This is a genomic window from Streptosporangium sandarakinum (assembly GCF_050942225.1).
In the GTDB taxonomy this organism is placed as follows: domain Bacteria; phylum Actinomycetota; class Actinomycetes; order Streptosporangiales; family Streptosporangiaceae; genus Streptosporangium; species Streptosporangium nondiastaticum.
The window spans coordinates 1026759-1045599 of sequence record NZ_CP192034.1 but is presented as its reverse complement, the minus strand read 5'-3'; the positions used below and the strand labels follow the sequence as shown (position 1 = coordinate 1045599).

General features: G+C 73.2%; 17 protein-coding genes. 8 read left to right on the top strand and 9 right to left on the bottom strand.

Annotated features, from left to right (window positions below):
• Positions 1-48 precede the first annotated feature (48 nt).
• From tsaE to glmS, 6 genes are all read right to left on the bottom strand, one after another.
• Entirely contained in the window at positions 49-465 is a 417-nt protein-coding gene (tsaE, locus tag ACQP10_RS05130; protein ID WP_218912107.1) for a tRNA (adenosine(37)-N6)-threonylcarbamoyltransferase complex ATPase subunit type 1 TsaE, read from the bottom strand.
• An 84-nt stretch (positions 466-549) separates the two neighbouring features.
• Positions 550-1701: an alpha/beta fold hydrolase gene (locus ACQP10_RS05125; protein ID WP_346017559.1), complete on the bottom strand. Its 1152-nt coding sequence runs from the start codon at positions 1699-1701 to the stop codon at positions 550-552.
• Positions 1702-1721: 20 nt separating this feature from the next.
• Entirely contained in the window at positions 1722-2849 is a 1128-nt protein-coding gene (gene alr / locus ACQP10_RS05120; RefSeq protein ID WP_389992995.1) for an alanine racemase, read from the bottom strand.
• Positions 2846-4456, bottom strand: a complete 1611-nt coding sequence (locus ACQP10_RS05115) for an NAD(P)H-hydrate dehydratase (protein WP_433540963.1) — start codon at positions 4454-4456, stop codon at positions 2846-2848. The genes alr and ACQP10_RS05115 overlap by 4 nt, the downstream gene beginning before the upstream one ends.
• 178 nt (positions 4457-4634) lie before the next feature.
• On the bottom strand, positions 4635-4985 hold the full coding sequence (locus ACQP10_RS05110; protein ID WP_179819656.1) for a holo-ACP synthase: 351 nt from the start codon (positions 4983-4985) through the stop codon (positions 4635-4637).
• A gap of 103 nt (positions 4986-5088) precedes the next feature.
• Complete coding sequence (glmS, locus tag ACQP10_RS05105; RefSeq protein ID WP_346017561.1) at positions 5089-6933, bottom strand: glutamine--fructose-6-phosphate transaminase (isomerizing); 1845 nt, start codon at positions 6931-6933, stop codon at positions 5089-5091.
• 165 nt (positions 6934-7098) lie between these two features.
• On the opposite strand from glmS, the gene coaA reads away from it, so the two are divergent.
• From coaA to ACQP10_RS05075, 6 genes are all read left to right on the top strand, one after another.
• Positions 7099-8031 carry a type I pantothenate kinase gene (gene coaA / locus ACQP10_RS05100; protein WP_346017562.1) on the top strand — a complete coding sequence of 311 codons (933 nt, stop codon included), beginning with the start codon at positions 7099-7101 and terminating at the stop codon, positions 8029-8031.
• A 17-nt stretch (positions 8032-8048) separates the two neighbouring features.
• The gene (locus ACQP10_RS05095) at positions 8049-9038 is read left to right on the top strand and encodes a DUF389 domain-containing protein (protein WP_346017563.1); all 990 of its coding nucleotides are present in this window, start codon (positions 8049-8051) and stop codon (positions 9036-9038) included.
• Between the two features lie 80 nt (positions 9039-9118).
• Positions 9119-10024 carry an ABC transporter ATP-binding protein gene (locus ACQP10_RS05090; RefSeq protein WP_399500031.1) on the top strand — a complete coding sequence of 302 codons (906 nt, stop codon included), beginning with the start codon at positions 9119-9121 and terminating at the stop codon, positions 10022-10024.
• Positions 10017-11102: an ABC transporter permease gene (locus tag ACQP10_RS05085; protein ID WP_433540962.1), complete on the top strand. Its 1086-nt coding sequence runs from the start codon at positions 10017-10019 to the stop codon at positions 11100-11102. The genes ACQP10_RS05090 and ACQP10_RS05085 overlap by 8 nt, the downstream gene beginning before the upstream one ends.
• Positions 11099-12013: an ABC transporter ATP-binding protein gene (locus ACQP10_RS05080; RefSeq protein WP_179819661.1), complete on the top strand. Its 915-nt coding sequence runs from the start codon at positions 11099-11101 to the stop codon at positions 12011-12013. The genes ACQP10_RS05085 and ACQP10_RS05080 overlap by 4 nt, the downstream gene beginning before the upstream one ends.
• Positions 12013-12729 carry an ABC transporter permease subunit gene (locus tag ACQP10_RS05075; protein WP_346017566.1) on the top strand — a complete coding sequence of 239 codons (717 nt, stop codon included), beginning with the start codon at positions 12013-12015 and terminating at the stop codon, positions 12727-12729. The genes ACQP10_RS05080 and ACQP10_RS05075 overlap by 1 nt, the downstream gene beginning before the upstream one ends.
• Positions 12730-12840: 111 nt before the next feature.
• Here ACQP10_RS05075 and glmM read toward each other — a convergent pair whose 3' ends face one another.
• From glmM to rplM, 3 genes are all read right to left on the bottom strand, one after another.
• Complete coding sequence (glmM, locus tag ACQP10_RS05070; protein WP_346017567.1) at positions 12841-14196, bottom strand: phosphoglucosamine mutase; 1356 nt, start codon at positions 14194-14196, stop codon at positions 12841-12843.
• Position 14197: 1 nt separating this feature from the next.
• Entirely contained in the window at positions 14198-14719 is a 522-nt protein-coding gene (rpsI, locus tag ACQP10_RS05065; RefSeq protein ID WP_179819666.1) for a 30S ribosomal protein S9, read from the bottom strand.
• Between the two features lie 71 nt (positions 14720-14790).
• A complete protein-coding gene (gene rplM / locus ACQP10_RS05060) occupies positions 14791-15234 on the bottom strand; it encodes a 50S ribosomal protein L13 (RefSeq protein ID WP_189246815.1) in 444 nt (147 codons plus the stop codon).
• A 410-nt stretch (positions 15235-15644) separates the two neighbouring features.
• Between rplM and ACQP10_RS05055 the strand changes: the two genes are divergently transcribed.
• Both ACQP10_RS05055 and ACQP10_RS05050 read left to right on the top strand, forming a co-directional pair.
• Positions 15645-16349, top strand: a complete 705-nt coding sequence (locus ACQP10_RS05055; RefSeq protein ID WP_346017568.1) for a CAP domain-containing protein — start codon at positions 15645-15647, stop codon at positions 16347-16349.
• A gap of 674 nt (positions 16350-17023) precedes the next feature.
• The gene (locus tag ACQP10_RS05050) at positions 17024-17701 is read left to right on the top strand and encodes a hypothetical protein (protein ID WP_433540961.1); all 678 of its coding nucleotides are present in this window, start codon (positions 17024-17026) and stop codon (positions 17699-17701) included.
• Positions 17702-18841: the final 1140 nt, after the last annotated feature.

Sequence of the window (18841 nt, the reverse complement as noted above, 5' to 3'; positions counted from 1 at the left end):
TCATTGATCTATACCAACTGGGACGCGGAGCGGACGCGCGAGGTTCCGTCAGACGACGCCCTCCCACCGGGCGCCGACCCCGCGCAGCCGTACGGCACGCTCCTCGCCGGTCTCGCCGCGCTCGATGGAGATCTCCAGCCGGTCCTCGGCCAGGCCCTCGACCAGGCCCTCACCCCACTCCACGACCGTCACCGACTCCTCCAGCGAGGCGTCGAGATCGAGGTCGTCGACCTCCAGGTCGCCGCCCAGCCGGTAGGCGTCCACGTGCACGAGCGCCGGGCCCCCGGACAGCGAGGGGTGCACCCGGGCGATGACGAAGGTCGGCGAGGTGATGGGGCCGCGCACCTTGAGCCCGTCCGCGATCCCCTGGACCAGGGTCGTCTTGCCCGCGCCCAGCGGCCCGGACAGCACCGCCAGGTCGCCCGGGCGCAGCAGCCCGGCCAGCTCCCTGCCGAGCTCCCGCATCTCCTCGGCGGTAGCCGCGATTCTCACTTCTCGATCAACTCCCCTGCGATGGTCGCGTCCTGCGGACCGCGCCCGGTGGCCCGGTCACCCGCGCGGGCCCCCGGCGCCGTCGCCGCCGTCGCCGCCGGCCCCGGCGGTCCTGTCGGCCTCGGCGGCGTTGGCAGCGTTGGCGGCGGCCTCGTCGGCGAGGGCCCGCTTGATCAGGTCGCGCAGTGCGTCGTTGACCACGGTAGGCCGTTCGAGCTGGACCAGGTGCGAGCTGTCGGGAACCTCGGTGAACTGGGCGCGGGGCAGCGCAGCCGCCATGGCCTTGCTGTGGTCCACCGGCGTCAGCCAGTCCTTGTCCCCCACGATGATGGAGGTCGGCACGTCGTCCAGCACTCCCAGGGCGGCCAGCTTGTCGTGGGCCATCAGCGCCGGGTAGAAGTCGGCGATCACCTCGAACGGGGTGGAGCGGATCATCGACTCGACGAAGTCCACCACCGTGGGGCTGACGTTGGTGGCGTCGCCGAAGCCCAGGTGGCGCAGCATCAGGAAGGCCAGGTCGTTGGCCGCCTCCCGGCCGCGGTCCACCAGCGCGCCCCGGCGGCCCAGCAGCGAGACCGTGCCCGGCGTGACCGTGTGCACGGCCCTGGCCAGCAGGGCGGGCAGTCCCAGGGAGACCTCGCCCAGCCTGCCGGCGGAGGTGGAGATCAGCGCGACCCCCCTGATCTTCTCCTCGAACAGCTCGGGGTGGCGGTCGGCCAGCGCCATGATCGTCATGCCGCCCATGGAGTGGCCCACCAGCACGCACGGGCCGGGCACCAGCTCTTCGATCACCTCGGCGAGGTCCTCGCCCAGCCGGTCGATGAGGGAGCCGTGGTCGTCGACCGGCGCGCGCGGCGAGCGTCCGTGGGAGCGCTGGTCCCACAGCACCATCCGGTAGGAGTCGAGCAGGTCGCGCCGCTGGTAGTGCCAGGAGTCGAGGTTGAGGGTGTAGCCGTGACAGAACACCACGGTCAGCGGGGCGTCCTCGGGGCCGTCGACCTCGGCGTGCAGGACGAGGCCGTCGGAGGCGGTGACCGCGGCGGGCCGTCCGCGCAGCTCGCCGAACGGCTCGCCGGCCTCCAGGTCGGGCCGGAGCCTGATGCGGCCGATGGCGTAGCGCTTGGCGAAGGCCGCGGCGGCCACCCCGGCGGACGCGGCGCCGACGAGCGCGCCGGCGACCCCCACCCTTCGCCGTGTGGCAGTGCTCATACGACCCCCTGACGTGCCTCTCACCGGTGAACGCGCGGGACCCGCGAACCGATCCGGGTCACGATCTCATACGAGATCGTGCCGAGGGAATCCGCCCATTCCTGGGCGGTCGGCTCGCCGCGTGAGCCGTCGCCGAACAGGATCACCTCGTCGCCCTCGGCCAGCGGGTCGTCCCCCACGTCGATCATGAACTGGTCCATGCAGACCCGTCCGGCGATGCGGCGGCGTCGCCCACCCGCCATCACCTCCGCCCGATTTGTCGCATATCGCAGAACGCCGTCCGCATACCCGAGGGGTACCAGTCCAAGCGTGGTCTCGCGATCCGTGACATAAAGGTGTCCGTAGGACACCCCGGTTCCGGCCGGAACCCGCTTGGTCAGCGCGATCCGCGCGGTCAGGGTCATCGCCGGGCGGAGACCGAAATCCCCGAGCCCGGGCACCGGGCTCAGGCCGTAGACCGCGATGCCGGGGCGGACCATGTCGTAGCGCGCCTGCGGCAGCGTCAGCGTCGCCGCCGAGTTGGCGATGTGCCGGATCACGTGGGAGCCCGCGGCGCCCGCCTTCTCCGCCATGGCCAGCGCGTCGTCGAAGACGGCGAGCTGGGACTCGACCGACGGGTGCCCCGGATCGTCGGCGCAGGCGAGGTGCGACCAGATCCCGACGATCTCGATCGTCCCCTCGGCCTGACGGGCCAGGGCCCGGTCGAGCAGCGCGGGCCAGTCGCCGAACGCCGCGCCGCCACGCGACAGACCGGTGTCGATCTTCAGGTGCACCCGGGCGACCCGGCCGGCGCGGACCGCCGCCTCGGCGATCCGGTCCACCAGGCCGGGGACCGCCGCCGACAGTTCCACGTCCCGGCCGACCGCCTCGTCCAGCGGCTCCCCGGGCGTGATGATCCACGCCAGGACCGGCGCGGTGACGCCGGCGTCGCGCAGTGCGAGGGCCTCACGGATCTGGGCGGTGCCCAGCCGGGCGGCCCCGCCCTCCAGCGCGGCCCGCGCGCTGGCGGCCATGCCGTGCCCGTAACCGTCGGCCTTGACCACGGCCATGACCTCCGCCCCGGGGGCCCGGCCGGCCAGCAGGGCGACGTTGTCCCGGATCGCGGAGAGGTCCACCCGCGCCTCGGCGGGCGTCGTCGGGAAATTCATCTTTCCAGTTTGGCAGCTCTGTCGTCCTCCCCGAGCCGGTCCATGACCTCCCTGGCCGCCCCCGGGACGCCCGAAAGGACGTCCCACGCCGAGACCGGCCCGTTCCGCCCGGCCAGCCCGTGCAGGTACGCCGCGCAGGAGGCCGCGTCGTACGGTCCCAGCCCGGCGGCCAGCAGCGCGCCCGCGACCCCGGCCAGCACGTCGCCGGTGCCCGCGGTGGCCAGCCACGAGCTGCCGGTGAGGTTGATCCTGACCGGCCGCTCGTCCTCGGCGACCACGGTGGTCGAGCCCTTCAGCAGGGTCGTCACGCCCAGTTCGTCCGCGGCCCGCCGCGCGTACTCCACCCGGCGGGCCTCGATCCGCGACCGCGGCACGTCCAGCAGCCGCGACAGCTCGCCCGCGTGCGGGGTTATCAGCACCGGCGCGGAGCGGCGCAGCAGCGACCGGTTCTCGGCGACCAGCGTCAGGCCGTCGGCGTCCACCAGCACCGGGACGTCGCTCGCCAGCACCGAGCGGGCGACGGCGAGCGCCTCCGGGCCGGTGCCCAGGCCGGGCCCGAGCACCCACGCCTGCACCCGCCCCACCTCGCCGACACCCTCGCCCGGTTCGAGCGGGGTGATGACGACCTCGGGCCAGCGCGCCCGCACCTGGGCCACCGGCTCGGCGGGGCCCGCGTAGCGGACCATGCCCGCCCCGGCCCGCACCGCCCCGCCCACGGCCAGCACCGCCGCGCCGGTGTAGCGGTGGCTTCCGGCCGCGACGCCCACGACCCCCCGGCGGTACTTGTCGGACTCCACCCCCGGCCGGGGCAGCATCAGCGCCACGTCGGCGTCGGTGAGCGCCGACGCCCCGGGGTCGGGGAGGTACGGTCCCAGCCCGATGTCCACCAGCTCCACCCGGCCGGCGCGGGCCGCGCCCGGATCGGTGAGCAGGCCGATCTTGCGGGCCCCGAACGTGACGGTGACGTCCGCCCGGACCGCCGGCCCGTCGACCCGCCCGGTGCTCGCGTCCACCCCGCTCGGCACGTCCACCGCGACCACCGTCGCGGGCCCCTCGGCGGCCAGCCGGGCCAGGGTCGCGTACGGCTCGCGCAGCGCGCCCGTCCCGCCGATCCCCACCAGCCCGTCCACCACGAGGTCGGCTCCGTCGAGGAGGCGCCGCACCCCGGCGCCCACCGCCGGCCCCTTCGCCGAACCCCGCACGGAGCCCTTCCCGGACCCTCGCGCGGAGTCCGTCGCGGAGTCCGCCGTCCCACCGCCCGCCGGGCCCGCCGGGGTCTCCCCGGCCGCGCCGCCGAGGTCCGTCACCCGGCCCCCGGCCCGCCGCAGGGCCGCGAGCCCGCCCTCGTGGGCCCGCGCCCCGGCCAGCACGGCGTGCACCCGGGCGCCCCTGGCGGCGAGCCGCGCCCCGGCGTACAGGGCGTCGCCGCCGTTGTCGCCGCCGCCGGCCAGCACCACGACGCGGGAGCCGTACACCCTCCCGAGGGCTCCGGCGCAGACGACCGCGAGGCCCGCGGCGGCCCGCTCCATGAGCGTCCCCTCGGGCAGCTTCGCCATGAGCGCCGCCTCGGCGGCCCTTATCTGATCGGAGGTGTACGCGGTCAGCATGGCTCCGACGCTATCCCGCGGCGATCTCCGGCGCATGCTCCGGCACGGCCCGCCGTACGGCCGGCCCGCCGCCACCGCGCGGCCCCGTGTCCCGCCGCGTCCGTTCCGTCCGCGCCGCGTTCCCGGCCCGCGCCGCCGCGCCGCCGGGCCGTACGGCCGACCCGCCGGCCGGCCGCGGTCAGGCCTCGGCGATCACGTAGGCGATGGCCACGCCCCCGTCGTGGGTCAGCGAGAGGTGCCAGCGCCCCACGCCCAGCTGCTCCGCGACCTCGGCGACCCGGCCGCTGACGTGCAGCTCCGGGCGGCCGTGCGCGCCGCGGCGCACCTCGGCCTCCAGGTGGTCCAGCCCCGGCGGGGCGCCGAGCGCCTTGGCCACCGCCTCCTTGGCCGCGAACCGCGCGGCCAGGGAGGGCGTCGGCAGGTCCCGCTCGGCCTCGGTGAACACCCGCTCCCGCAGGGCGGGGGTCCGCGCCAGCGCTTTTTCGAGCCGGGCGATGTCCACGACGTCCACCCCGATGCCCACGATCACCGCCTCAGGCTACCGTCCGCACCCGTCTCCCGGCCGCCGCGTCACCGCGTCGCCCCGCCCCGCCCGGGGCGGGCGGGGTCGGGCGGCGGCATCATGAAAGGGGCTACTCCACGGTGACCGACTTGGCCAGATTGCGGGGCTGGTCGACGTCGTGGCCCTTGGCGGTGGCCAGCTCGCAGGCGAAGACCTGCAGCGGCACCGCGGCCACCAGCGGCTGGAGCAGGGTCTCCACGGCGGGGACGCGGATCAGCGTGTCGGCGTAGGGCTCCACCGCGGTGTCCCCCTCCTCGGCGATGACGATGGTCCTGGCCCCGCGCGCCCGGATCTCCTGGATGTTGGACACGATCTTGTCGTGGATGACGCGCTGACCCGACGGGGAGGGGACCACCACCACGACGGGCAGGCCCCGGTCGATCAGCGCGATCGGGCCGTGCTTCAGCTCCCCGGCCGCGAACCCCTCGGCGTGCATGTAGGCCAGCTCCTTGAGCTTCAGCGCCCCTTCGAGGGCGACGGGGAAGCCCACGTGCCGGCCGAGGAAGAGCACGCACCGCTCGTCGGCCAGTGAGCGGGCCAGCGCGCGGACCGGCTCCATGGTCGCCAGCACCTCCTCCACCTTGGCGGGCATCCCGGCCAGCCGGTCCAGGATCTGGGTGATCTCGTCGCCGAACTTCACCCCGCGGACCTGGGCGATGTAGAGGGCCACGAGGTAGCAGGCGACGAGCTGGGTGAGGAACGCCTTGGTGGAGGCGACGGCGATCTCCGGGCCGGCGTGCGTGTAGAGGACGGCGTCGGACTCGCGCGGGATCGTGGAGCCGTTGACGTTGCAGATGGCCAGCACCCGCGACCGCTGCTCGCGGGCGTGCCGTACGGCCATCAGCGTGTCCATGGTCTCGCCCGACTGGCTGATCACGATGACGAGCGTGTCGCGGTTGAGGATGGGGTCGCGGTAGCGGAACTCGCTGGCCAGCTCGACCTCGCACGGGACGCGGGCCCAGTGCTCGATGGCGTACTTGGCGATGAGGCCGGCGTGGTAGGAGGTGCCGCACGCGACCACGATGATCTTGCTGACGTCCCGCAGCTCCTGGTCCGACAGCCGCATCTCGTCCAGGGTGAGCAGCCCGTCGGAGCCGATCCTGCCGAGCAGCGTGTCGGCGACCGCCCGCGGCTGCTCGGCGATCTCCTTGAGCATGAAGTGGTCGTAGCCGCCCTTCTCGGCGGCGGAGGCGTCCCAGCCGACGTGGTAGTCACGCGTCTCGGCCGGGGCGCCGTGGAAGTCGGTGACCGTGATCCCCGGGCCGCGCAGCTCGACCACCTGGTCCTGGCCCAGCTCGACGGCCTCGCGGGTGTAGGCGATGAACGCGGACACGTCCGAGCCGAGGAAGCTCTCCCCCTCGCCCCGCCCGACCACCAGCGGCGAGTTGCGGCGGGCGCCCACCACCACGTCGGGCTCGTCGGCGGACACGGCCAGCAGCGTGAACGCCCCCTCCAGCCTCCGGCACACCCGGCGCATCGCCTCGGCCAGCCCGTCGGCGGCGTGCCGCTCCAGCAGGTGCGCCACCACCTCGGTGTCGGTCTCCGACAGCAGCTTGTGCCCGTCGTCCTCCAGCTCGGCCCGGAGCTCGGCGAAGTTCTCGATGATGCCGTTGTGGATCACTGCGATCCTGGAGCGGCAGTCGGTGTGCGGATGGGCGTTGCGGTCGGTCGGCGCGCCGTGGGTCGCCCAGCGGGTGTGCCCGATGCCGACCGTCGCCTCGGGGAGGGGCCGCGACATCAGCGCCGAGCGCAGGTTGGCCAGCTTTCCGGCCCGCTTCTCCACGGCCAGTTCCCCGCCGGGGCCGACCAGCGCGACACCGGAGGAGTCATAGCCCCGGTACTCCAGCCGGCCCAGACCCTCGACGGCGACCTCGACCGCCGGCCGGTGACCGACATATCCCACTATTCCGCACATGTCCAACCTCCCTCTTCCTGTGAGATCGACCGACGAGCCTATGGAGAACCCCCGAGAGAAACCAAGAATCCTGCCCGCCATCGGGCAGAACCTTGCCCTGAGCGGAGCTCAGCATGCCCGGACCCGCGCGGAGCGGCACCCGACCGATCAGTACGCTTGCTGGCTATGACCAACGGTTGGGAGGCGACTCCGTACGTGGAGCTGAGCCGCGAGCAGTGGAGCGGACTCCGCAGGAACACGCCGCTGACGCTTACCGAGGACGAGCTGAAGGGGCTGCGCGGCGTCGACGACCCGATGGACCTGGCCGAGGTCACCGACATCTACCTGCCGCTCACCCGGCTGCTCAACCTGCACTTCACCGGGGGCAGGCAGCGCAGCGCGGCGGTCAGCACCTTCCTCGGAACGGGCGCCGGGCCCGCGCCGTACGTCCTGGGCATCGCCGGCAGCGTCGCCGTCGGCAAGTCCACCACCGCCCGGCTGCTGCACACCCTGCTGGCCCGCTGGCCCGAGCACCCCCGGGTGGACCTGATCACCACCGACAGCTTCCTGTACCCGAACGCGGTCCTCGCCGCCCGGGACATCACGCACCGCAAGGGCTTCCCGGAGAGCTACGACCGGCGGGCCCTGGTCAGGTTCGTCGCCGACGTCAAGGCCGGCCGGCCCGAGGTGACCGCCCCGGTCTACAGCCACCTGGAGTACGACATCGTCCCCGGCGCGACGCAGACCGTCCGCCGGCCCGACATCCTCATCGTCGAGGGGCTCAACGTGCTGCAGCCCGCCCCGCCCGCCGCCCTCGCGGTCAACGACTACTTCGACTTCTCCATCTACGTGGACGCGAAGGTCGAGCACGTCCGGAACTGGTACCTCGACCGCTTCCACAAGCTGCGCCGTACCGCCTTCGAGGATCCGCGTTCCTACTTCCGGCACCTGGCCGAGTTGTCGGATCATGAGGCGACCGAGTTCGCCAGGAACGTCTGGCGCGACATCAACGAACGCAACCTCGTCGAGAACATCGCCCCCACCCGGGGCCGGGCCGACCTGGTGCTGCACAAGGGCGCCGACCATTCCGTCCGCCGGGTGGGACTGCGCCGCATCTGACGGGTAGGGGGAGTCGCGTGCTGCATCTCCGCGTGATCAGCCCGTCCGAACGGACGGACGAGGTCCTCAGCCTGCTCGACGGCGCCGTCGGCGTGGCCAACGTCGTCGTGCTGCACGGCGCGGCCCGCTCCCCCAAGGGCGACCTCGTGGAGTTCGACATCGCCCGCGAGGCCGCCAGCGAGATGATCGACTGCCTGCGCGACCTCGACCTGGACACCCTCGGGTCCATCGCGGGCGAACGGGTCGACCTGTCGGTCTCCGAGGTGGCCACCCGCGCGGAGGAGGAGGCGCCCGGCCACGGCGACGACGCGGTGGTCTGGGACGAGCTCGCCCAGCGGGTCGAGGACGACACCGAGCTGAGCTGGGCCTTCCTGGCGTTCCTGGTGATCGCCACACAGATCGCGGCGGTCGGCGTGATCGTGAACTCGCCGATCCTGATCGTCGGCGCGATGGTGCTCGGCCCGGAGTTCGGCGCGGTCGCGGCCGTCTGCTTCGGGCTGCTCAGGGGCGACCGGCACCTGATCGTCCGTGCCCTGCGCACGCTCCTCACCGGGTTCGCGGTCGCCATAGCGGTCACGCTCGCCTGCGCGCTGGCCTTCCGCGCGCTGGGCTGGATCGACACCGGCACGCTGCGCGGGCACGAGGAGATCGAGTTCATCGTCAAGCCCGACCGCTGGTCGTTCGTCGTGGCCCTGCTGGCCGGGGCGGCCGGGGTGCTGTCGGTCACCGCGGGCAAGTCCTCGGCCCTGGTGGGCGTCTTCATCTCGGTCACCACCGTGCCCGCCGCCGGATACCTCGCCGTCGCCGTCGCCCTCGGCCGCTGGGCCGACGTGGCGGGCTCGGTCACCCAGCTCGCGGTGAACATCGCCGGCATGGTCATCTCCGGTACGGTCACCCTGGTCGTCCAGCGGGCCTACTGGGCGCGGTTCGGCGTACGGTTCCCCGCGCGCGGGCCGCGCGGCCTGGAGCGCGGCGGGGGGCCGGGGCTTCGGCGGGGCGGCCGGTAGGGCCGGACCGGCCTTTCGGCCGAGGCGGATTCGTCCGCACGGCGGAGGCTCCCGGCGCGGCCGGTGGATAGTGTCCGGGTATGACTATCCTCGCCACCGAGGGACTCACCAGACGATTTCCCCGGGTGACGGCGCTCGACGGGCTCACCGTCGACGTCGGCCCCGGCGTGACCGGCCTGGTCGGCGCGAACGGCGCGGGCAAATCGACGCTGATCAAGATCCTGCTGGGCCTGCTCGCGCCCTCGGCCGGCCGGGCCGAGGTGCTGGGCATGGACGTGACGACCCGGGGCGCCGAGATCCGCGGCGCCGTCGGGTACATGCCCGAGCACGACTGCCTGCCCCCCGACCTGTCGGCCACGGAGTTCACCGTCCACATGGGCCAGATGGCCGGCCTGCCGCGCACCGCGGCCCGCGAACGCGCCGCCGACGTGCTGCGCCACGTCGGCCTGTACGAGGAGCGCTACCGCGCCATGGGCGGCTACTCCACCGGCATGAAGCAGCGGGTCAAGCTCGCCCAGGCCCTGGCGCACGACCCCCGGCTGGTCTTCCTGGACGAACCCACCAACGGGCTCGACCCCCAGGGCCGCGACGAGATGCTGGCGCTGATCCGCAGGATCGGCACCGAGTTCGGCATCAGCGTGCTCGTCACCTCCCACCTGCTGGGCGAGCTGGAGCGGATCTGCGACCACGTCATCGTGATCGACGGCGGCAGGCTGCTGCGCTCCTCCCCCATCTCCGACTTCACGCAGACCACCCGGACCGTCATGGTGGAGGTGGAGGAGGGCCGCGACGCCTTGGCCGCCCGGCTCACCGAGCTGGGCGAGACCGTCACCCCGCACGGCCGTACGCTCCTGGTGGACGTCCGCACGCCGGAGACCTTCGACACGCTCCGCGACGCCGTCTGCGACCTCGACCTCCACCTCGTCCGCATGGAGCAGGGCCGCCAGCGCATCGAGGACGTCTTCCGGGAGCCCGCCGATGCCTGACCTGCCGGACGACCGGAACCGGCCCGGCACACCCGACCTGCCGGACGACCGGAACAGCCCCGGCACACCCGACCTGCCGGACGACCGGAGCGGCTTGGACACGCCCAGCCGCCCGGCGGGGCCCCCGGCGGGTCCCGGCCGCACCCGTGAGAGGACCGCCGTGCCCGAGACGCCTCCAGCGCCCTCCGGCGCGCCTTCCGCGGCCCCCGCGGGGGTCATCCACGACATCGGCTACCGCCACTACGACGGGGTACGGCTGGGCCGCGCCCACGCCGCCGGGGCGCTGACCCTGCACACCCTGCGCGGGGTGTTCGGGCTGGGCCGCCCGGCCCGCTCGAAGATCATCCCGTTCGCGCTCGCGACGATCATGATGTTCCCGACGGTCGTCTCCATCGGGGTCATGGCGCTGATCAAGCGGGACCCGATCATCTCCTACACCGGTTACGCGGTCACCATGCAGGTCGTGCTCGCCGTCTTCCTCGCCGCGCAGTCGCCGTACACCGTCGCGCCCGACCTGCGCTTCCGGGTGCTGCCGCTCTACCTGTCGCGGCCGGTGCGGCTCCTCGACTACGTCGGCGCCAAGGTCGCGGCGATGACCGCGGCGATGTTCCTGGTCCTGGCCGTCCCGCTCACCGTGCTGTTCGTCGGTGAACTGGTCATCGACCCGCCCGGCCCGGCCCACACCTCCGACTATCTCACCGCCCTCGCCGGGGCGGTCGTCCTCGCGGTGACGCTGTCCTGTCTGGGGGTGGCGATCGCCTCCTTCACCCCCCGGCGCGGCCTGGGCGTCGCCGCGGTCATCGCGTTCTACCTGCTCACCTCGGCGGTCTCGGGCGCGCTCGCGGCGATGCTGGAGTCGGTGAACGACTACACCGCCGCCGCGTGGGCGTGGGTGATCAATCCGTTCTTCCTCGTGGACGCCGCGGTCCAGGTGGGCCTCCTCGGCGCGAAGGCCTCGGGCCCCACCACCTACCCGGCGGGCGCCGGCGTCGTCGTGACGATCCTGGCCGTGGTCGCGCTGATCGCCCTGTCCGTGACCGCCCTGATCCTGCGTTACCGGAAGGCGGCCTCGCGATGAGGATCGAACTGGCCCAGGTCTCCCGCTGGTACGGCAACGTCGTCGCCGTCAACGACGTCACCATGACCATCGGACCCGGCGTCACCGGCCTGCTCGGCCCCAACGGCGCCGGCAAGTCGACGCTCCTGCACATGATGGCCGGGTTCCTCGCCCCGTCCAGCGGAACGGTGACCCTCGACGGGACGAAGATCTGGCGCAACCACCAGATCTACCGCTCCATCGGCCTGGTCCCCGAGCGCGAGGCCGCCTACGGCTTCCTCACCGGCTGGCAGTTCGTGCTGTCCGGGGCCCGGCTGCACCGCCTCCCCGACCCCGAGGACGCCGCCCGCAAGGCGATCGCCCTGGTCGAGATGGAACCCGCCAGGGACCGCAGGATCGAGACCTACTCCAAGGGGATGCGGCAGCGGATCAAGGTCGCCGCCGCCCTCGTCCACGACCCGCAGGTCCTCCTGCTCGACGAGCCGTTCAACGGCATGGACCCGCGCCAGCGCATGCACCTGATGGACCTGGTCACCGGCATGGGGGCGGCGGGCAAGACCATCCTGTTCAGCTCGCACATCCTGGAGGAAGTCGAGCGCGTCGCCCAGCACATCGAGGTCATGGTCGCCGGCCGGCACGCCGCCTCCGGCGACTTCCGCGAGATCCGCCGCAGGATGACCGACCGGCCCCACGTGTTCCGGATCCGCTCCAGCGACGACCGCCGCCTGGCGTCGGCCCTGGTCGCCGACCCCTCCTCCAGCGCGGTCTCCCTCACCGGCCAGGGCCTGGAGGTGCAGGCCGTCGACTTCCGGCGGTTCACCCGGCTGCTGCCCAGGGTCGCCAGGGACGCCGGGGTGCGGATCACGCAGGTCTCCCCGGCCGACGAGGACCTCGAAAGCGTCTTCTCCTACCTGATCGACAGGAGCAGCTGATGAACGGTGTCATCGCCGGGATCTCCTACCGCGCGTTGCTCGGCCGCAGAAGGATCTGGCTGCTCGTCCTGCTCCCGCTGGTGCTCCTCGGCCTGGCCGTGCTGCTGCGGTGGATCGGCGAGGCCGGTGAGCAGGCGGCGGTCACGCTCATGCAGACCTTCGCCATCGGCACGATGCTGCCGCTGCTCGGCCTGATCGCGGGCACCGGGGTGATCGCCCCGGAGATCGAGGACGGCACGGTCGTCCACCTGCTGTCCAAGCCGATCTCCCGGCCGGTCATCGCGCGGACGAAGTTCGTCGTCGCCGCCTCCCTGCTCGCCCTGTTCGGCGCCGTCCCGACCTTCGCCGCGTCCTACCTGCTGGTCGGCTCCGAGTCCGGCATCGCGTACGGCTTCGCCGCCGGCGCCCTGGCCGGGGGCATCGCGTACGCGGCGGTGTTCATGCTGCTGGGCATCATCACCCGGCACGCGGTCACGATCGGCATCGCCTACGCCCTGGTGTGGGAGGGCGTGGTCGGCAACTTCGTGCCGGGCGCCCGCAGGTTCTCCATCCAGCAGTGGGCCCAGACCGTCGCCGACCAGGTGTCGTCCTCGGCGTTCCTGTCCACCGGGATCACGATCGGCTTCGCCGCCGTCGCCCTGCTGGTCGTCACCGTCGGCGCGATCGTCTGGGCCGGCCATCGCCTGCGAGGCTTCTCCCTCACCGGCGACGAATGACCTTCACCTGATCCTCACGGCCGCCTCCGGGCGACCGCCGGGGAACGGCGAACGGCCCCCGCCCGGCGGCATGCCGGGCGGGGGCCGTTCGCGTGTCCGGGGGTCCGGCGGTCAGGCGCAGGCCGTACGGACGACCTCGGCCAGGCGGCCCGCCATCAGCTCGGCCTGCTCCGCCGAGGCGGCCTCCACCATGACGCGGATCATCGGCTCGGTGCCGCTCGGCCGGATCAGCACCCGGCCGGTCTCACCGAGCTCGGACTCCGCCACGGCGACCGCCGCCGACAGCTCCGGAACCGAGGCCTTGGCCCGGTCGACGTCCTTGACGTTGATCAGGACCTGCGGCATCCGGGTCATCACCGAGGCGATCTCGGCCAGCGGCCTGCCCTCGCGGGCGACCACCTGCAGCAGCTGGAGGGAGGTCAGCACGCCGTCGCCGGTGGTGGCGTGGTCGAGCATCAGGACATGGCCGGACTGCTCGCCACCGAGGTTGTAGCCGCCCGCCTTCATGGCCTCCAGCACGTAGCGGTCGCCCACTGCGGTCTCGATCACCTCGATGCCGGCGTTCCGCATGGCGATCTTGAAGCCCAGGTTGGACATGACCGTGGCGACCACGGTGTCGGCCGCCAGCCTGCCCTCGGCGCGCAGCGCCAGGGCGAGCACCGCCATGATCTGGTCGCCGTCGATCACCTCGCCGGTGTGCGCGACCGCCAGGCAGCGGTCGGCGTCACCGTCGTAGGCGATGCCGACGTCGGCCCCGCCGGAGACCACGGCCTCCTGGAGCCGCTCCAGGTGGGTCGAGCCGACCCCGGAGTTGATGTTGAGGCCGTCCGGGCTCGCGCCGATGGTCTCGACCGTCGCGCCGGCCCTCCGCAGGGCCTCGGGGGCGACCACGTGGGCCGCGCCGTTGGCGCAGTCGACGACCACCCGCAGGCCGTCCAAGTGGCCCGTCATGGTGGACAGCAGGTGGGACACGTAACGATCGGCCTCGCCGTACGCCTCGCGCACGCGGCCGACCGCGGCACCGACCGGGCGGTCCCACTTCTCGCCGAGCCGCCGCTCGATCTCGTTCTCCACCGTGTCGGGCAGCTTGTGACCGGTGCGGGTGAGGAACTTGATCCCGTTGTCGGGGGCGGGGTTGTGGGAGGCGGTGATCATCACGCCCGTGTCGGCTCCGAGAGCCGTGGTGAGGTAAGCGACCGCCGGGGTGGGCAGCACGCCGAGCCGGAGGACGTCCACGCCGGACGACGCAAGGCCGGCGACCACGGCGGCCTCCAGGAACTCTCCTGAAGCCCGCGGGTCCCGGCCCACGACCGCGACGGGGCGGTCGTGCCGCCCCGTACCGGCGTTGAACGCTCCGGCATCGCCGAGGACATGAGCCGCGGCCACGGACAACTCCATGGCCAGCTCGGCCGTGAGGTCGCTCCCCGCGACCCCACGGACCCCGTCGGTGCCGAAGAGGCGCCCCAACTTAACGCTTGCTGTACTGCGGAGCCTTGCGGGCCTTCTTGAGACCGTACTTCTTGCGCTCGGTGGCGCGGGCGTCACGGGTCAGGAAGCCGGCCTTCTTCAGCGGCGGGCGGTTGACCTCGACGTCCAGCGTGGCCAGCGCGCGGGAGAGACCCATGCGCAGGGCACCGGCCTGGCCGGTCACGCCGCCGCCGTCGATGCGGGCGATGACGTCGAACTGGTCCTCGGCGCCGAGCGTCACGAAGGGCTCGTTGACGATCTGCTGGTGGACCTTGTTCGGGAAGTAGACGTCCAGCGGACGGCCGTTGATCGTCCACTTGCCGGTGCCCGGCACGATGCGGACACGGGCGACGGCCTCCTTGCGGCGGCCGGTGCCGTAGGAGTTGCCCGTCGTGATGGGCTTGCGAACGGCGGCCTCGCCGCCGGCAACGGACTCGGTGGTGTACTCGGAGGGGAACTCCTCCGACAGATAAGCTTCCTGCTCGCCCTCGATGGGCGTCTCGACACCGGTGGGCTCAGCCACGGTTCTCCTCTTACTTTCCTACTTGGCGCCGGCCATCGGGCCGACGCTGCTGGCGATAAGCAGCTGGGCGACTACTGGGCGATCTGGGTCAGCTCGAACGGCACCGGCTTCTGGGCCTGGTGCGGGTGCTCGGAGCCGGAGTAGACCTTGAGCTTCTTGATCATCTTTCGGCCGAGGGCGTTCTTGGGCAGCATGCCCCGCACGGCCTTCTCGACGGCGCGGTCAGGACGCTTGTCCATGAGCTCGCCGTAGGTCATGGAACGCAGACCACCGGGATAGCCCGAGTGACGGTAAGCCTTCTTCTGCTCCAGCTTGTTGCCGGTCAGCGCGACCTTGTCGGCGTTGATGACGATGACGAAGTCACCGGTGTCGACGTGGTTGGCGAAGGTCGGCTTGTGCTTACCGCGAAGCAGGATCGCGACGTGGCTTGCCAGCCGGCCGAGCACGATGTCGGTGGCATCGATGATGTGCCACTGACGCTCGACTTCAGCAGGCTTGGGTGTGTACGTGCGCACGGTCGTATGCCTTCTTTGCTCGCGTCTTCGGGACTGTCGGAAACGACAGCGGCTTGGTCGGTAGGTGCGGGCACACGACAGCCCGGACCTTCCGTCTCCCAATCCTCAGGAGATGACGCCGGACGCGCCGCGTATCGGTCTTGATGGAGGAGACCAATTCGCACACAACGAACTAAGAGGATACCGGCGGTGAAGGACATGGGTCAAAAAGACCCGGCCGCACGCCGGTGCCTGCGACCAGTGTACCCATGACCGGCGACTGCTCCGGGATCGCCGCGCCCGGGCCCGCAGAACGGTTCCGCTACGTTCCGGGCATTCTCTTCTTCCTCTTCCGAAACATCTCTATCTTTGACAGCGGTATGTGGCAGTTCCCTCACCCCCGGCGCACCCATCGGTCCAGCCTTCGCCGCATGGGGCTGTTCGCATGCCTGACCCTCGTGCTGCTGCTGGGTTTCCTGCTCGGCAGGAACAGCCGCGAGGTGACGACCACCGGCCAGGTGTACCTGAACAACTCCGACCCGGCGCGGCCCTCCCCCTCGGCCTCCGGATCGGAGGGCTTGGGCGGCCGGGCCCCGCTCGCCCGGGTCGTGCGCCCCACCGCCCCCGTGACACCGTCGCCGCAGCCGACCACGCGCGCCAGCAGGGGTCCCCGCCACCCCCTCACCGACCCCACCGACGACGCCCCCCGCTACCTCAACGGCGACGGCACGGGCACGACCCGGGTCATGACGTCCCTGAGCACGATGGAGCGCGAGGTCGTCCGGCTGACCAACGCCGAGCGCAGACGGGCCGGCTGCGCGCCGCTGCGGATCGACTCGCGGCTGGTCAGATCGGCCCGGGCCCACTCCACCGAGATGGCGACCAGCGGACTCTTCTCCCACAACTCCCCCGACGGCGCCTCGCCCTGGAAGCGGATGGAGGCGGTCCGTTACCACGACGGGGGCGCCGAGAACATCGGCCGCGGCTACTTCACCGCCGCCGAGACGGTCCGCAACTGGATGGCCAACCCCGGCCACCGGCGCAACATCCTCGACTGCAGGCTCGCCGCCACCGGCGTCGGCCTGGCCGAGGGCCCGGACGGCCCCTGGTGGACGCAGGATTTCGGCTACAGCTAGACCGCGCCCAGGCCGCGCCGCGCGGGGCGGGACCCCGGCGGGGTCCCAGACCGATCCGCGCGGGCGGGCCTCCGGCGGGCGGAAGATCTGCAGCACATGGCCTAGTCTCGGCGCATGGGTTTTCCCGGTGAACCGCCGCGCCGCCAGCCGTATGTCCTGCCCGACGCGCCGACACCGCCCTCGCGCGGTGAGCGCCCGCCCGGGCCCGCGTCGCACGACCGGCCCGGGGGCCCGCCCGCCGGTGACGGCGGCTGGTTCGCCTCGCCGGGCAGGCCGCACGAACAGCCGTACGACCCCTCGGAGCCCGGCGGCGCGTCCGCGCAGCAGCCCTACCGCATGCCCGAGCCGCCGTACGCGCGCGAACGGAACCCCGCGTCCGAGCCGCCCTATCCGCGGGAGCCGCGCGACGCGTTCGAGCCCCCGAGCGACCCCTCCGGATCCCGCGACGAGGCGGGACGGCCGTACGGCGCGCCGGAACGCCACGGAGCCGCCTCCCCGGGGAGGGCGCCCGGCCCGGCGCCGCGCCGTACGAGCGGGCCCCCCGGCCGCCGACGGGGGCGTCGCGCGCCGATGAGCGGGCCGGGGCGCCGAAGCGTCCGCGCCAGGCGTGGAGCCCCTATGACGAGGGCCCCCGCTCCTACCGGCCGTTCATCTTCATCGGGGCCGGACTGGCCGTGCTGGTCGCCGCGGGGTTCGGCCTGGCGGCCCTCGCCGGCTCCGACGACGTCCCGCCGGCCGCCACCGCGAGTCCGCCGGCCCGGACCTCCGGCGCGCAGCTGCCCGACGCGCCGGGCGGCAAGTTCGGGTTCGCCGCCTCGCGGGCCACCGACCCCAGCAGGCTCACCCTCAACGAGGTGTTCAAGCGGAAGAAGGTCGCCCACGGCGGCCAGCGGTTCGAGATGACCGTCCGCAGGAACGACACCAAGTGCAAGGACGCCGTGGTGGGCGACAAGCTGCAGAAGGCGCTCACCGACGGCAAGTGCACCCAGCTGCTGCGGGCCAGCTTCCGCGACTCCTCAGGGAAGATCATCGGCACCGTCGGGGTCGCCAACCTCAAGACGTCGGCCGCGGCGTCCAAGGTCGTCTCCACGGTGCGGGGCAAGTCCCTGGAGGAATATCTCAAGGCGCTGCCCGGTAAGGACAAAGTCACCAAATCTCTCGGCAGCGGCGAGGCGTTCGCCGGCGGATGGGCCCACGGCCACTACGCCGTGCTGATCTGGTTCCAGTACAAGGACGGGCACCTGCCGAAGAAGACCGAGGTCAAGAAGTTGAACCAGGCGGCCTTCGGGGCCGTCGACGCGACCGTCACGCCCGTTCTGGAGGCGCGCTCGCTGACCGGGAAGCGCCCCTGACAGAACGCCCGCCCGCCCGCTTCCGGCCCGGAAACGGGCGGGCCGGAAAGGGCGCGGACGTCCATACCCGCCTGACGATCTTGCGGCTATCGCTACGCTTCCCCGTATGCGTGGCCAGGAATCCGGGTCCGAGCACGAACGCGAAGCCGAACGTTCGGCCGCACCGACGACGCCGCCGCCGAGTTTCGGCCAGCCTTCGCCGCCGGTGCAGCGGACCACCCCCTCAGGTGACGACCAGCCCTACGACCAGTCCCGCGACCCCTCGGCGTGGCCGGAGCGGGCTCCGGGCGCGGCCCAGCCGTGGACGGTCCCCGACGACGGCGCCCCCTACGACTGGTACGCCGACCCCGACGACGAGGTGTCGACCCCACAGCCCTCCCAGCCTCCACAGTCCTCCGGTCCTCCACAGCCCCCCGCCTCGCGGCGAGGCGTCCCCCAGCCGGGGGCACCCGTGCCGCCGGAGCACTCCGGCCCGCCCTGGGCGGGCCCCGCGGCCCCGCAGAGCCCCCAGGGCGCCCAAGGCGCTCAGGGCGCTCAGGGCGCCGGATCCGGGGCGCCGCCGTGGGCGGCGGCCCCGCAGGCTCCCCAGACCCCTCAGGGCCCCTCCTCGCCGCCGTGGGCCCCGCCGGCGGGACCGGGCGGGCCCGCCCCGTCCCCGTCCGGCCCCGCCTGGGCGGGTCCACCGGCCCCGCCGGGCGCGCCGGGCCGGCCCGGCGGTCCGGGCGACGGGCCCGGCGGCCCCGTCCCGCTGACCACCGCGCCGATCGTGCCGGGGGCCCCGCCCTGGCAGCCGCCGCCGGCCTTCACCGCCGCCGCCGCCGGGATGCAGGTCTGGCCCTCCACCGAGCCCGGGGCCCACGACGCCCCGAGGTGGCCGGCCGCCACCGGCGAACCGGTCTGGACCGAGCACGACGACGCCGCGGGCCGTCCCGGCGAGTCAGGTGACGCCGCCGTACGGCCGCCCGGCGCGGACGGCCCCGGGGGCGATCCCGCCGGTACGGCCGGGCCCGGTCGCCCGGCCGCCGCGGAGCGGCCCGCCGATCCCGCCGGTACGGCGCAGGACGGGCCCGCACCGGGGGCCCGGCCGCGCACGCCGAAACGGCCGCCCCCGGCTCCCCCGGTTCCCTCCCCGCGGCTCCC